This window comes from Flavobacterium sp. B114r, from assembly GCF_056824125.1.
Window position 1 is genome coordinate 1,592,444 of the sequence record NZ_CP124858.1, and the last position, 15,677, is coordinate 1,608,120.

Sequence of the window (15,677 nt, forward strand, 5' to 3'; positions counted from 1 at the left end):
ATGATCTGATTTGCACATTTTAAATTAGGGAATAGAGAATTAGTCAATTAGATAATTCAGGATTAGGGAATTATCTCATTTTCTAATTGTCACATTTTCTAATTAATTAACTTGTCGATAAAGCTTTCGTCTATTAAAGTGAAATCTTTAAAAATGTAATCGGCTTCATGTAAAATTGTTTCCTCTCCAATTCCCACACTCACCATTCCGCCAATGTTTGCTGCCTGAATTCCTGCGACAGAATCTTCGAATACAATTGAATTTTTTGGATCAATGTTTAATAATTGAGCCGCTTTCAGGAAAACTTCCGGATCTGGTTTGGCATTGGTAACGTCGTTTCCGTCAACAATAACATCGAAATACGAAACGATTCCGGTTTTCTCAAGGATTGGTCTGGCATTTTTACTCGCAGATCCCAAAGCAATTCCCTGATTTTTTTCTTTTAACAGTTGCAACGTTTTAGAAACTCCCGGAAGAATCTCACTTTCATCCATGTCAACTAAATAAGATAGGTAATCTTCATTTTTCTGAATTAGCCATTTGTCTTTGTCTTCCTGAGAAGCCTGAACATTTCCTAATTCAAGAATGATGTCCAACGAACGTACACGACTTACACCTTTAAGTAGTTCGTTATTTTCGTGTGTAAAATTTATATTTAATGCCTGAGCGATTTTCTGCCAGGCTAAAAAATGATATTTGGCGGTATCAACGATTACGCCATCAAGGTCGAATATGAATGCTTTTTTGTTCATTATAAGGGGGATTCTTATTTATGATTTTTGAATAGTGTCGTCTACATCTTTTACTTTGTAGACTAAAAGAGCCGCGATTAAAAAGCTGACTCCGCTTGTGATTAAGGCGTAAATTGCGTCGCCGTTGTAAAGGTATTTTACAATTGGACCTCCAATAAGGGCATTTATAATTTGCGGAATAACAACAAAGAAGTTGAAAATTCCCATGTAAACTCCCATTTTCTTAGGCGCAATTGATCCGGCAAGAATTGCATAAGGCATTGCCAGAATACTTGCCCAGGCAACTCCAATTAAAATCATTGGTAATACAACCCAGTTTTCATTTGGCATGAAATAAATCGAGATTAATCCGATTCCTCCAATGATTAATGAAACTGCGTGAGTTGATTTTCGTCCGATTTTTTTAGCGATGTAAGGCAGGAAAAACAATGCGATTATAGCAGAAACTAAATTGTAAACTCCAAATAGAATTCCAACCCAATCCCCGGCATCCTGATATTGCTGGCTTGAAGTATCGCTTAATGGCAGTCCGTAAATGTGATGTGCAATAGCCGGAGTTGTAAAAACCCACATACCGAATAATCCGAACCAGGAGAAAAATTGTACCCAACTTAGCTGACGCATTGTTGTTGGCATTTTTGCAAAGTCCGTAAAAATGTCAGTAAGTTTTGATTTTTCTTCAGAAGGAGCGTCTTTTTCACTTTGAGGATCTTCAAAATTGGCTAATTCTTCGGGAGAGTATTCTTTTGTTGTAAAAAGTGTTACCAGAATAGAACCTATTAAAACTGCCGCTCCAATAATAAAAGAAAGCGTTAAGTTCAAAGGTACACTTCCCGGAACAGTGCTGTTTGAAACATGAAAATACTTGGTTAAAACATACGGTAAAGCAGAACCAATTACGGCTCCAAAACCAATTAATGAAGTTTGAATACTGAAACCCGCTGTACGCTGATCTGTTCTTAAATTATCACCAACCAAAGCACGAAAAGGCTCCATGGCAATGTTGAAAGAAGCATCCATAATCATCAGCATTCCGGCTCCAACCCATAATGCAGGTAATACTGAAATGAAAATATTAGCTTGCGGCATTAAAATTAATCCAACGGAAGCTAAGATTGCACCAACAAGAAAAAATGGTTTTCGTCTGCCGAATCTTCCCCAGGTTTTGTCGCTGTAATGACCAATAACAGGCTGCACTATTAATCCCATAAGAGGAGCAATAATCCAGAACCATGATAATTCATGTACGTCGGCACCAAAAATTTGAAGAATTCTGCTGGCATTTGCATTCTGAAGTGCAAATCCCATTTGTATTCCCAAGAAACCAAAACTCATGTTCCAAATTTCCCAGAAACTTAATTTACGCTTTTCCATTATCGTAATTAAAGAATTAATTAGACGATAAGCGCTTTGCTTATCAAAACTTACTTATGGTTCGAAGTAAAAGTAAAAGCTTTGAGCAGGTGTAAAAGTATTAATTATTTTTTTAATTCAAATCATAAAAAAACCATAAATAATATTTATGGTTTTAGAATGTGTTGATTTTAAGAAAATTAGTCAGTAGATTCTCTTTCTATTAAGTGGGTTTCAATAACCTCAGTAGTATAATTTTCGTTTTCCTCATCATCGTCATCGTGGTCAGCTTCGAGTCTTTCGATGAGCATTTTAGCTGCTTTATTGCCCATTTTTTCACCACTTTGGCTTACAGTTGTAATACTTGGAGTAGAATATTTAGAGATAATTCCGTCAGTAAAAGCAATTACAGCCAGATCTTCAGGAACTTTAAGTCCCATTTTGTTCGCTGTTTTGATAATGGTTACGGCAAAAAGTTCATTAACAGCAAAAACAGCATCAAAAGCTCTGTCGTGCAAAAGTTGGCTGATGGTTATTTCGCAAGTATCTACATCTTCAATTTTTATAATTAAATCTTCGTTAAACGGTAATCCGTTATCCAGAAGGGCTTTTTCGTAACCATCGGTTCTTAATTTTCCAACACTTACATAATCAACAGTAGTTACAAGAGCTATTTTTTTTCGGCCACTATCAATTAAACTCTGTACAGCTTCATAAGCAGCAGCTTTATCGTCAATAATTACTTTATCACATAAAATATCGTTAGTTACACGGTCAAACATTACCACCGGCATTCCCTGATTGATTACTTCGGTAATGTGGTGAAAATCACCTTTGTATTGCGTTTCCTTAGAGAGAGACATGATAAAACCATCGATACTTCCGTTCGCCAGCATTTCCATATTCAGGACTTCTTTATCAAAAGAATCATCAGACAAACAAATGACAACACTATAGCCATTTTCGTTCGCAACCTGTTCGATTCCGTTGATTACAGTAGAGAAAAAATAATGTACAATTTCCGGAATGATAATCCCAATACTTTTGGTTTTTCGGTTTTTTAGACTAAGGGCAATGTTGTTTGGTTTATAGTTGTAAAACTTTGCGAAAGCCTGCACTTTTAAACGTGTTTCTTCGCCTATTTCTAAACTGTTCCTTAGTGATTTTGAGACAGTTGAAATAGATACGTCAAGTTCCTTTGCAATCTGTTTTAGGGTTATTTTGCGTCTCATAGTAATTGTTGAAAAAAATCTAATTATTAATAAAGGTATCTTTTATTTTCTAAATTGATATTTTTTGACTGAAAAGATTACAAAATATAGAAAGTTTTCAACACTATCACGTTTTCGTAATGTAATATAAATTGTAACTGGTTGGTCATGTTAATAAATTCCTAATTTTGAAATTCGAAGTAAAATTAAAAACTTAAATAACAATCACAAACTCAAACTAATTTAAACAAAAAGTATGAAAACAATTTACAATAAGTTGTTATTTTTATTCCTACTGTTACCATTTACTGTACTCGCTCAAAGTACTGTAACCGGAACAGTTGCCGATCTGGCAACGGGGCAACCAATCCCGGGAGTAAATGTAAATGTACAGGGTGCCCCAGGCGGAGCATCAACAGATTTTGACGGTAAATTTCAGTTATCTAATGTAAAAAATGGAGACAAAATTTTGGTTTCATTTATTGGGTATAAAACGTCAACGATAGTTTTTAATGGTCAAAAAACTTTATCAGTTTCTTTAGAGGAAGATACCAATCAGCTTCAAGAAGTTGTGGTACAGGTAGGTTACGGTACTGTTAAGAAAAAAGATGCTACAGGTTCTGTATCCCAAATTTCTGCAAAAGAATTTAACAAAGGAATCAACGTTACTCCGGAAAGTTTAATCAGCGGTCGTATCGCTGGTGTAAATGTTGTTGGAGGAGGTGCTCCGGGAGCAAAAGCTGATATTAGAATACGTGGAGGATCTTCATTAACAGCTTCTAATGAACCTTTGATTGTATTAGACGGACTTCCGTTAAGTAATGCAGTACCAAGTGGATCAACTAGTATTTTGTCTACAATTGACCCTAATGATATTGAATCTTTTACAGTGCTTAAAGATGCTTCTGCAGCAGCGATCTACGGATCCAGAGCAGCAAATGGTGTAATTGTAATTACGACTAAAAAAGGAAGTAAAGGCGGTGTAAAAGTTAATTTTAGCTCACAAGTTGGTATTAATACAGTGGCTAATACGGTTGATGTGTTAAGTGCTGACCAATTTCGTAATTTAGTAAATACTAAAGGTACTCCTGCTCAACAAGCATTAATGGGGACTGCAAATACAAACTGGCAGGATGAAATTTTTCATACAGCCCTGACAACGAACAATAATATCTCTGTAAGTGGTTCATTATTTAATAAATTACCGGTGCGTTTATCTGTTGGTAATGTTGATAATCCTGGAATCTTAAGAAACACTTCTTTTGAAAGAACTACGACATCGATATCGTTAAATCCGGTATTATTTGATAATCACCTGAAAATTGATATTAGCGGAAATATATCGTTTAATAAAAATCAATTTCAGGATGAAGGAGCTGTTATTGGCGGAGCTATAGGATTTGATCCTACACAATCTGTTTATCAGTCAGGATCTCGTTACGGAGGGTATTTTGAATGGTTAGAACCTAACGGAAATTTACCTTTATTGCCTTCAAGAAACCCGGTTGCCAGATTAAATGAGGAAGACAAAAGATCAACTTCTACCAGAAAATGGGGTAATATTAGAGTAGATTATAAGTTTCATTTCTTCGAAGACTTAAGAATCATCGCTGAAGCCGGTATTGACAGGTTTGATAGCAGCGGATATAACAGACAAAGTACACAAAGTCCTTTAGGATATCAGCCAAATGCTTTTAGTTCGGGAAATTGGGTAAATTTAGGAAACTACAATAGTTACACTAATGATCTTCAAAATAAGAACTTAAACACCTATTTTAATTATACGAAAGACTTAGGTAAATTTAAGATTGATGCAACTGCAGGATATAACTATCAGATGTTTCAAAAACAAAAATACGAATCAGGAGAGACTACACAGCCAACTCGTAATGAATTAACAACAATTGATCCGGACGTTAATTTGCAATCTTTTTTTGGTCGTTTGACATTAAACTATGACAGCCGTTACCTTTTGACACTGAACTACAGAAGAGACGGAACTTCACGTTTTTCTAAAGAAAACAGATGGGGTAATTTTGGGGGAGCAGCTTTTGCATGGAATATTGCCGAAGAATCTTTCTTAAAAGATAATAATACACTTTCTAGTTTAAAATTAAGGGTAGGTTATGGTACAACCGGACAACAGGATATTTTAGCTCAGTACGATTATTTGAGAAGAGTTACACTTGGTACTATTAATTCTCAGTATATTTTTGGGAATACCATTTATAAAACAGCAAGACCTGAAGGATATAATGAAAATATCAAGTGGGAAGAATTAGGAGAGATGAACCTTGGGGTTGATTTTGGATTCCTGAATGACAGAATTACGGGTACAGTAAATTATTTTGATAAAAAATCAACTGATTTATTAGCAGATGTTGTGGTTCCGGATGGAGCAAATATTAGAAATACTGGAACTTATAATGTTGGTAGTGTAAGAACTAAAGGGTTTGAGTTTAATATTCAGTCAGACATCATTAAAGGGGATAAATTGAACTGGAATGTTGCTTTTAATGCTACCTATATTGATCGAAAAATTACAGATTTAGGAGTTACTGTTCCAGGTTTTGACGGATACTTAACCGGAGATAATATTGCCGGAGGTGGTGGAAATAAAATTCAGGTTAATTCTGTAGGATACTCACCAGAATCATTTTTAGTATACGAGCAATTATACGATGCTAATAAAAAACCAATTGCCGGCGCTTATGTAGACAGAAACGGAGATGGTAAAATTGATGATGGAGATCGTTACAGATTTCATAAACCAGCAGCAGATTACTCGTTTGGATTATTTTCTACTTTAAACTATAAAAAGTTTGATTTTACAATGAACTGGAGAGCGAGTTTAGGAAATTATATTTTTGATAATGTGAGTTCTAACCTTGGATATTCTGACGCAGGTTTAAGAAGACAAACAGATTTATCGAATGTGGGTTCTGATTATCTTAATACTGGATTTACGTATGAAGACAATGGTACATCTCGTTACTTATCTGATTATTACATAAAAGATGCTTCTTTTATCAAGTTAGATAATGTTACTCTTGGGTATACTTTTGATAAAACGTTATTAAAATCAGCTAGTTTAAGATTTACTGCCGGTGTTCAGAATGTTTTTGTACTTACAAAATATGGTGGTTTAGATCCTGAGAAATTCAACGGAATAGACAATAATGTTTACCCAAGAGCCAGAACATACTTGTTTGGGGTAAATGCAAGTTTCTAATCGCGCACTGAAAAATAAATTTAAAAAGAAATAAAATGAAAATATCATTTAAACATATATCTTATTTTTTCCTATTGATTTTAGGATTAAATATGACGCTTACTTCGTGTACTGGCGACTTAGATGTGACGCCTCGTGATAAAAACGAATTTTTATCTGAGACCTTTTTTGAGGACCCGGCTTCATACAAACAAGTATTAGCAAAATTATACGCAGGTTTATATGTAGGAGGTAATGACGGAGATGGTAAACCGGATATTGCAGGACTTGGAGGAGACTTTAGTAGTTATTTAAGATTGCTTTTTGTGGTGCAGGAACTTCCTACTGATGAAGCAATTATTGGATGGGCTGATGGTACTTTACCCACTTTAAATACACAAAATTGGGCTCCTGCAAATGAATTTTTGGCAGGAACATACTCAAGAGCATTCTATGAAATTAGTGTTGCGAATGAGTTTTTAAGACAAACTACAGAGGAAAAATTGAAAGCCAGAGGAGTGGATGATAATCTAAAAGCGCAAATTGTGACTTTTAGAGCAGAAGCTCGTTTTTTAAGAGCATTCTCTTACTATAATCTAATGGATTTGTTTGGAGGTGTGCCTATTACAACTGAAGCTGATCCTGTTGGATTATTTTATCCCGTGCAAAAAACAAGAGCAGAAGTTTTTGCTTTTGTTGAAGGGGAGTTAAAAGATATGGATAAAGATTTAGCTGCTTCTGGAGCAAATGAATATGGTAGAATAGATAAAGTTGCTGCTAAATTTTTATTGGCACAAATTTATTTAAATGCTAAGGTATACATAGGAGTAGAAAAAAATAGCGAAGTAGCTTCTTTATGTGGTGAAATTATTAATTCAACATATAAATTTGCAGATGTACCATATCGTTATTTATTCTCTGCAGACAATAATAGAAACGGAGCTCAAAGCGAATTTATTTTTCCAATCATTAGTGATGGTAATGCTATTAGAGCAGTAGGTGGAGGAATGAGTTTTATCATTCACGCTTCTATTGGTGGTAGTATGGATTCTGCAGATCAGGGTATGGATGGTGGATGGCAGGGAACCAGAGCTCGTAAAGAGTTTGTGGCTCTTTTTCCTGATGCTACTGCAACCGGAGATAAAAGAGGGACATTTTATACAGATGGTCAGTCTTTAGATATTAATAACGTATCAACTTTTACAGATGGTTATGCTGTAACAAAATTCATCAATGTAAACTCTGACGGATCAAAAGCGCAAAGACCAGATGTTCCGGATACTGATTTTCCAATGTTCAGATTATCTGATGCTTATTTGATGTATGCTGAAGCTACGGTAAGAGGAGCCAGTACAGGTAATATAGGTACTGCTGTAGGATATATTAACCAAATTAGAAAAAGAGCTGAAGCTAGATCAATAACTAATGGAGATTTGACTCTTGACTTTATTTTGGCAGAAAGAGGACGTGAATTATTTTGGGAATGCCACAGAAGAACAGATTTGATTCGTTTTGGGAAATTTACCGGAGGATCTAAAATCTGGCAATGGAAAGGTGGGGTTATGACTGGTACGTCGACTGAATCATTCAGAGATTTAATGCCTATTCCTGCCAGAACTATTCAGGCAAATCCAACATTGAAGCAAAATCCAGGATACTAACACCTTTATAAAATAGTAAAATGAAAAATATATATAAAATTTTAATCGCATTTATTGGTGTATTGGCGGTATCATGTAATGCTGATGCTGTAGATAACAGGCCAATTGTTGATGCTGTTACAGCGCCTGAAATAACTGCGCCAGTAACAGGAAAAGAATTTGTATTAGATGCAGATCATGCAGGAGATGTAGCTGACAAATTTACATGGTCAAAAGCAGTATATTCTGCTCCTGTAGTGCTAAAATATAAGTTGATAATTGATAAAAAAGGTGGCGATTTTACAAAAGCGATAACCCTTGAAACAACGAGTAATATTGCTGAAGTTTCTGTACTGGTTAAAGATTTAAATCAGGCAGCAATTGATTTAGGAGCAGCAACAGATGTAGTATCTCAGTTTGACGTAAAAGTTTCTTCGGATATTTCAGGAGAAGTTCCTCAGATGTCTAAAGCTATCACAATCAGTGTAACACCTTACTCGGGAAGAGTAGCATATGATTTTACGGATTGGTATTTAGTAGGAGCTGCTGTAGAAGGTGGTTGGGATAACAACCTTGACACGAAGCATCAACCGATGTATAGAGATGGAAAAAATGCAGATCTATATAAATTTACAGGTTTCTTTAAAGCAGGTAATTTTAAGTTGATTTCTGAAAAAGGAAGCTGGGCGACTCAATTAGGGAAAGCCGGAAGTGATGCTATTGAAATAAATAGTAATGCAGGCGAATTTACAATTCCGGCAGATGGATATTATACTTTTCAATTTAACACAAAAGCTTTAACGTATACATTAGTAACTTATAATGATGCTGCTGCAAAAACGAACGCAACGGTTGGAATTATTGGAGACAGTACACCAAAAGGTTGGGATGCTTCTACCCCTATGGTAAACTCTACTTTTAATAAACACGCATGGAGCCTTGGCGTGACTGCCTTAAATGATGGTGGACTTAAGTTTAGAGCAAATGATGGTTGGGATGTTGCCTGGGGTGGAGATACTGCTTTTTCAGGAGGCGGTAATGGAGAAAACATACCAGTAGAAAAATCTAAATATGTTATTTATTTCAATGATTTAGACGGAAGCTATTTAATGATTCCGAATCAAGGATAACTTCCCTGAAATTAATAAGGGCTATCTCTGTAGGTAGCCTTTTTTTAATCGAAGCTATATTTATGGAAGTTGGTAATGAATAAAAACACACTTACAAAGTAAAAATTTTGGTTTGGTTAGTAATGCAAAAGGGCTGTTCTACATAACGTAGACAGCCCTTTTCTCGTGTAATTTATTTTCTATTTCTTCTTATCGTTGTATTCCCCAATTACGGCAAAATAACCAAAAGTTCCCAATCCCAGAACAATTAAAGGAGTAAGAATAAAAAGGATAATGATTCCAAATACTAAATCGTCCTGTTGGTCAGAAAGAAGTTTGGGCAAGCCAAATTCAAAGACACAAAAGTAAGCTGCTGCAGCTGCAAGAATAATCCATAAAACACCTAAAATTTGTTTGATCGTATTCATAATTATAGTATTAAAGGTGATTAGTTTTGTTTTTATTATCAATGTAAATCATTCCAATTACAAAGCAAACAGATGCTATAATAATAGGATACCAGAGTCCGTCAAGATAAAAATCCGGTTTTCCGGCTTGCTTGGCATGTGTTACGAAATAGGTAGAAATGGCAGGCAGTAAACCTCCAAAAATACCATTCCCAACGTGATAAGGCAGAGACATTGATGTGTATCTGATTTTTGTTGGAAACATTTCGACCAAAAATGCGGCAATTGGGCCATAGACCATGGTAACAAACAAAACCTGGATAAAAACCAAGAGAATTAAAGTCCATTCATCGCTTGAATTTATATTGATCGATATATGAGTTTGAGCCTCTTTTTTATCTGCAAAATCTGTTTTCTTTTCGATATACGAAGTTCCGTCAGTATAGGTTTTTGAGATTGACGTTATTTTGTCATTATTTTTGTTTGTGTCAATAGATTGATTTCTTTTATCTGTGATTTCAGTTTTATAACTCACATCTGTGGTCGTATACATCATTTTATAAATAGGTCTGTAAAACAAAATGGCGAGTAACATTCCGCTCATCATGATGTATTTTCGTCCTACTTTATCACTCAGCCATCCAAAAAAGATAAAAAACGGAGTTCCCATTAATAATGCAATTCCAAGTAAAGTGTCAACCTGTGATGAGTCTACATTCATTACAGTTTTCATAAAACTCATGGCGTAAAATTGTCCGGTATACCATACAACACCTTGTCCCATTGTAGCGCCAAATAATGCCAGCAAAACAAATTTTAGATTATATCTGTTTCCAAAACTTTCCTTTAATGGATTTTTACTCGTAGTACCTTCTTTTTTAGCTTTGGCAAATACAGGAGATTCATCCATGTTTTTACGGATTAAATAAGAAACTCCTACCATTACAATAGAAACCCAAAACGGAACGCGCCATCCCCAGGAATCAAAGTCTTCAGGAGAAAGTGCATTTTTTGTCGCTAAGATCACCATTAAAGAAATGAATAAACCAACCGTTGCCGTGGTTTGAATCCAGGAAGTCCAGTATCCTTTCTGTCCCACAGGAGCATGTTCAGCAACATAAGTGGCAGCACCGCCATATTCTCCGCCAAGAGCAAGTCCTTGTAGTAAACGTAAAATCAAAACTAATAACGGAGCCATAAAACCAATCGTTTCATAACTCGGGATACAGCCTATTAAAAAAGTAGAACCGCCCATTAGCAGTAAAGTAGCCATAAAAGTGTATTTACGACCAATGATATCTCCAAGTCTTCCAAAGAATAATGCACCAAAAGGACGCACCACAAATCCTGCTGCAAAAGTGGCTAAAGTGGATAAAAATGCTGCGGTGGGATTGTCGCTTGGAAAGAATTTAGTTGAAATTACAACGGCTAAACTTCCAAAAATATAGAAATCATACCATTCGATCATTGTACCCATTGACGAGGCCGAAATTACTTTCCAAATGCCTTTTGTAGAAGTTTTGTTCATAAGTTGACTTTGTGTACTTGATAATAAATAAAACTATAAAATATTTTTTTACGAATATAAAAGATATTTTTTTATTTATTTGATACTTTTTTAACAAAAGTTATTTAATTGTTAACTCAACATTTATTCGGTAAATCACAGCCTGATAATTCCGTATAAATTATATGTTGAAGAAATGCTGAAACCCTTTAAAGTAAAGAATCTATTGTTTTTTTAAGAAAGAAAACACTAGTTTTGCACCTCAAATTTTGAATCAGGAAATGGTTGTCATATTGAAGAAATATAGACATTAAAAGGGAATTTGGTGTAAATCCAAAACTGTCCCGCAGCTGTAAGCTCATTAACCGAAACCCTTTAATACGTCACTTTTCATTTCGAAAGGGAAGGCTGGGGGTAGGGAGCAAGTCAGAAGACCTGCCATTTTTATAGTAATAAATAGCTTTCGGGGATTGAAGCTTGAATTAAGAACAATACTTTTTCACTTTACGTGATCATGGTATGGTTTGGTTATTCTATTCTCGTAAGCCAAAAATGGAATTTATGAGATTTTTTTTCTGCAAATATAACATCGCAAAAGCAATTTCCTTCTGGAGGTTTTTCATTCCGATATTTTCTTTTTCTTCACAAAAAAAATCATTACAACCTTTCGCTGTACAATATGCTGTGCTTTTACAAAAGTTTGTTTATAGAACTTTTGTTAGAGTAAGCTGTATTTCGATTTAAAGATTTAAGTACTAAAATTTTAAATATTTAATAATGAAAAACCAATTTTTTTCCAGGCAATTAATTGCAATTGCTTCTTTGATGATGCTTACAGTTTCGTGTAATAATGATGATGATTTTACAGCGCCTCCTGTAATAAAAGGCGAGCAGCAATTGAAAGATACTTTGACCATTGGAAAAACACTACAGTTAAACTCGAAATTAGCAGATAGAAAAAATGTGTCCTTTGAATGGGCAGTAAATGGAAGTGTTGTAGGGTCTGATTCTACTTATGTTTTTAAACCGGAAACCAGAGGTGATTTTAAAATTACAATGACAGCCAAAAATGAAGGTGGAAAAGTAGCTCTTACCTATGATATCCATGCATACGGAGCATATGAGAATGGTTTTTATGTAATCAACGAAGGATGGTTTGGTCACGGAACAGGAACGGTAGGGTTTTATAGATACGATACAAAAGCCATAGAAGATAGTGTTTTTGTAAAAGTAAATCCGGACAAAGATTTAAAACCGGCATCCTCTACATTAGAATTTGGAACTATCATTAATAAAAAACTATTTTTAGTTTCTAAAGTTGGCGGACCGGTAGTAGTAGCAGATGCTTATTCTCTAAAAGAAGAGAAAAGAATCCCTGCAAAAGGCGGAAACGACTGGCGTGCGGTAGTAGGTATTGATGAAAATCAAGCTTTGTTAACAGCCAGTAAAGGGATATTTAAGCTTAATCTTAATACGATGGAGGTTAGTGGGCAAATCGAAGGCGTTACAGGTCAGGTAGGAGATGTTGTTAAGGCAAACGGTTATATTTTTGCATTGTCAGCTACAAAAGGTGTTATTGTTATTAATGCTTCAACATTGACAGTCGAAAAAACGATTCCGGGAATAGTTTTAGGATTTGCTGTTACCGATGATAAAAAAGTTTGGGCTGCAGGAGGTAAAAATCTTATCAGTATAGACTCAAATACGCTTGAAGTAAAAGAAATTGCATTAGGTTTTCAGGCTTACGGAAGTTGGGGAGCATGGCATCCGGGATCTATAACGGCTGCTAAAAATGATATTTTTATTGCTAAAAATGGTAGTTTTAGCGGTGGTAAACAAGTGTATAAGTACAGTGGTACTCCAGAGTCTCTTAGTGCGCCTTTTATTACATTAACAAATTCAAATATCTTATATGGGGCAGGAATTGGATATGATCGAAAGAAAAACACTTTGGTGGTAAATACAGTAAATGAAGGTTTTGGTGTGAATTTCGCAATCAATAATCTTTATCTGTTCAATGCTGACTCAGGAGCTAAAACAGAATCCGTAAATTATTCAGGATATTATTTCCCTGCAGTTTCGGTGTTTCATCAATAGTTTTTTTTGGAACCGGATTTTAGAAAAAAAAATTAACTGCAAAGATAGCAAAGTAAAAAACGCAAAGTTCGCAAAGCTTTATCATAAAGCTTTGCGAACTTTGCGTTTTTAAACGTAGTCCTAAATAAAAAATCTTTGCGCTCTTTGCGGTAAAAAAACGGTCAATTTTCGGATTCTTGGCGGTTGAAAAACTATTAAAAACAAAAAACCCGAATATTTCTATTCGGGTTTTAACGGTGGTGCCTCCAGGGATCGAACCAGGGACACATGGATTTTCAGTCCATTGCTCTACCATCTGAGCTAAGGCACCGTGCTGATTGCGGGTGCAAAGATAGAATCATTTTTCATTTATCCAAAACATTTTTTTAAAAAAATCAATTCGTATCTTCGCACTGATAAAAAAGTAAAGATGATTTTAACGGTTGATGTTGGAAATACTCGAATTAAAGCAGCTGTCTTTGAGGGAAATACTGTTCTTGAAAATTTTGTTTTTGAGAAAAATGAGCTTGAAAAAAAAATTGAAAAAATTTTAGAAAAATTTCCAAACTGCTCTGATTTGGTTGTTGCATCAGTTGGAAACATCGATAAGCAATCTTTTTTGACGTTCGAAAACGAATTAAAAATTCATTTTTTAACGAATGAAGATGTTTATCCTTTTGTAAATAAATATGCGACCCCAAAAACGTTAGGGATCGACAGAATGGTTTTGGCTTCGGGAGCAACACTGCAGTTTCCTAAACAAAACAGATTAGTCATCGATGTAGGAACCTGCATTACCTACGATTTTATCGACGAAAATGATAATTATTTGGGAGGAGCCATATCTCCGGGATTACGATTACGTTACGAAGCATTGCATAATTACACCGCTAAACTGCCTTTGCTGGCTTTTGAGGCGCCTGAGTTGTATATAGGAAACTCAACAACACAAGCCATTCATTCCGGCGTTGTAAATGGGTTCGTCTATGAGATTGACGGTTTTATCGATGAATATCGAGCAAACTTTTCAAATTTTATAATAATTTTAACGGGAGGAGATGCAGTTTTTTTGGCTAAACGATTAAAAAATACCATATTTGCCAATTCAAATTTCCTTTTAGAAAGTTTGAACCAAACATTTCAATATAAAATCGACAATGATTAAAAAAATTATAGTAAGCGCTTGTTTGCTTATCTCGTTCGTTTCATTTGCTCAACAGGGTACAGCTTCTCCTTATTCTTTCTTCGGAATTGGAGATGTCAGATTTAGAGGAACTCTTGAAAATAGGTCTATGGCAGGGGTTTCGGTAGAGCAGGATAGTATCCATTTGAATATTGAAAATCCATCCAGTTATGCCAGTTTAAGACAAACTGTTTTTACAGTTGGAGGAACATTTGGTTCATCTACTTTAAAAACTACAGATGAATCTGCAAAAGCACAAAGATCTACTTTTGATTATTTAGCGTTGGGAATCCCAATGGGAAAATTTGGAGCAGCGTTTGGTTTAGTACCTGTAACTTCAGTTGGATATAAAATTCTAAATGACCAGACAGCGATAGTAGACGGAACAAGTTCACAACTTCAGGGAAAAGGTGGAGTTAATAAAGTATTTGCAGGTTTAGGATATAAAATTACACCTAAGTGGAATATTGGAGCTGATGCACAATATAATTTTGGTAAAATTACAACTACAAGTGTTGAGCTTGCTACAGGAGTTCAAAACGGTACTCAGGAAACAAATACTTCTGAGTTGTCCGGGGTTAGTTTTAATATTGGTACTATGTATCAAACAAAAATTGATAAAAAATTAAGTTTGTTTACGAGTTTGAGCTATACTTTTGCAAGTACATTAAACTCAAACAGTACAAGGTTTATTACGGTAGATGGTGATCCGGATCCTTATGAAGGAGCTGCACAGGAAACTAATTTAAAACTGCCAAACAAAATAACATTTGGTGCAGGTATAGGACAGGCAAGAAAATGGTTAGTAGGTACTACACTTGCTTTTCAAGGTAACGGACAACTTGCGAATTATTATAATGCAGCAGATAATGTGCGTTATGAAAAGTATCAGAAATATGCAATTGGTGGATATTATATCCCTAATTACGCTTCATTTACCAGTCATTTAAGCAGGATCACGTACAGAGCCGGATTAAAATACGAGAAACTGGGTCTTGTTGTTAATAACGAATCAATCAATGATGTGGGAATGAGTTTAGGTGCCGGGATTCCTCTTGGTAACGGATCTTTCTCAAATGTAAACGTTGGTGTGGAATTTGGTAAAAGAGGAACAACTTCTGCAGATTTGATTCAGGAGAACTATTTCAACTTTAGTTTGAGTTTTTCTTTCAATGACAGATGGTTCGTGAAAAGTAAATTCAACTAAAGATACACTTTTGCGTTTTTT

At 35.1% G+C, this 15,677-nt stretch carries 11 protein-coding genes, 1 tRNA gene and 1 riboswitch; of the genes, 6 read left to right on the top strand and 6 right to left on the bottom strand.

What is annotated here, in order from left to right:
• Positions 1–98 precede the first annotated feature (98 nt).
• From pgmB to QLQ94_RS07100, 3 genes are all read right to left on the bottom strand, one after another.
• Positions 99–752, bottom strand: coding sequence for a beta-phosphoglucomutase (gene pgmB, locus QLQ94_RS07090; RefSeq protein ID WP_271336340.1), 654 nt, complete (start codon positions 750–752; stop codon positions 99–101).
• 18 nt (positions 753–770) lie between these two features.
• Positions 771–2,126 (bottom strand): MFS transporter, encoded by a 1,356-nt coding sequence (locus QLQ94_RS07095; RefSeq protein WP_271336341.1) that lies wholly within the window; start codon positions 2,124–2,126, stop codon positions 771–773.
• Between the two features lie 179 nt (positions 2,127–2,305).
• Positions 2,306–3,337 carry a LacI family DNA-binding transcriptional regulator gene (locus QLQ94_RS07100; protein WP_271336342.1) on the bottom strand — a complete coding sequence of 344 codons (1,032 nt, stop codon included), beginning with the start codon at positions 3,335–3,337 and terminating at the stop codon, positions 2,306–2,308.
• Between the two features lie 235 nt (positions 3,338–3,572).
• On the opposite strand from QLQ94_RS07100, the gene QLQ94_RS07105 reads away from it, so the two are divergent.
• From QLQ94_RS07105 to QLQ94_RS07115, 3 genes are read left to right on the top strand one after another with little or no spacing between them, the layout of a single operon-like run.
• On the top strand, positions 3,573–6,548 hold the full coding sequence (locus QLQ94_RS07105) for a SusC/RagA family TonB-linked outer membrane protein (RefSeq protein WP_271336343.1): 2,976 nt from the start codon (positions 3,573–3,575) through the stop codon (positions 6,546–6,548).
• Positions 6,549–6,583: 35 nt separating this feature from the next.
• The gene (locus QLQ94_RS07110; protein ID WP_271336344.1) at positions 6,584–8,188 is read left to right on the top strand and encodes a RagB/SusD family nutrient uptake outer membrane protein; all 1,605 of its coding nucleotides are present in this window, start codon (positions 6,584–6,586) and stop codon (positions 8,186–8,188) included.
• A gap of 20 nt (positions 8,189–8,208) precedes the next feature.
• Positions 8,209–9,297, top strand: a complete 1,089-nt coding sequence (locus tag QLQ94_RS07115) for a SusE domain-containing protein (RefSeq protein WP_271336345.1) — start codon at positions 8,209–8,211, stop codon at positions 9,295–9,297.
• 179 nt (positions 9,298–9,476) lie between these two features.
• Here QLQ94_RS07115 and QLQ94_RS07120 read toward each other — a convergent pair whose 3' ends face one another.
• Both QLQ94_RS07120 and QLQ94_RS07125 read right to left on the bottom strand, forming a co-directional pair.
• Positions 9,477–9,704: a DUF6814 family protein gene (locus tag QLQ94_RS07120; protein WP_072954970.1), complete on the bottom strand. Its 228-nt coding sequence runs from the start codon at positions 9,702–9,704 to the stop codon at positions 9,477–9,479.
• Positions 9,705–9,714: 10 nt separating this feature from the next.
• Positions 9,715–11,211 carry an MFS transporter gene (locus tag QLQ94_RS07125; protein WP_482499429.1) on the bottom strand — a complete coding sequence of 499 codons (1,497 nt, stop codon included), beginning with the start codon at positions 11,209–11,211 and terminating at the stop codon, positions 9,715–9,717.
• 244 nt (positions 11,212–11,455) lie between these two features.
• A riboswitch (cobalamin riboswitch) is annotated at positions 11,456–11,647 on the top strand.
• A gap of 320 nt (positions 11,648–11,967) precedes the next feature.
• On the opposite strand from QLQ94_RS07125, the gene QLQ94_RS07130 reads away from it, so the two are divergent.
• Positions 11,968–13,287 (top strand): DUF5074 domain-containing protein, encoded by a 1,320-nt coding sequence (locus QLQ94_RS07130; RefSeq protein WP_271336347.1) that lies wholly within the window; start codon positions 11,968–11,970, stop codon positions 13,285–13,287.
• A gap of 237 nt (positions 13,288–13,524) precedes the next feature.
• Here QLQ94_RS07130 and QLQ94_RS07135 read toward each other — a convergent pair.
• Positions 13,525–13,597, bottom strand: a tRNA-Phe gene (locus QLQ94_RS07135).
• Positions 13,598–13,696: 99 nt separating this feature from the next.
• Between QLQ94_RS07135 and QLQ94_RS07140 the strand changes: the two genes are divergently transcribed.
• Entirely contained in the window at positions 13,697–14,431 is a 735-nt protein-coding gene (locus tag QLQ94_RS07140; RefSeq protein ID WP_271336348.1) for a type III pantothenate kinase, read from the top strand.
• On the top strand, positions 14,424–15,656 hold the full coding sequence (gene bamG, locus QLQ94_RS07145; RefSeq protein ID WP_271336349.1) for a BamG family beta-barrel-assembly machinery protein: 1,233 nt from the start codon (positions 14,424–14,426) through the stop codon (positions 15,654–15,656). Before QLQ94_RS07140 ends, bamG begins: the two co-directional genes overlap by 8 nt.
• The last annotated feature ends 21 nt before the right edge of the window (positions 15,657–15,677 follow it).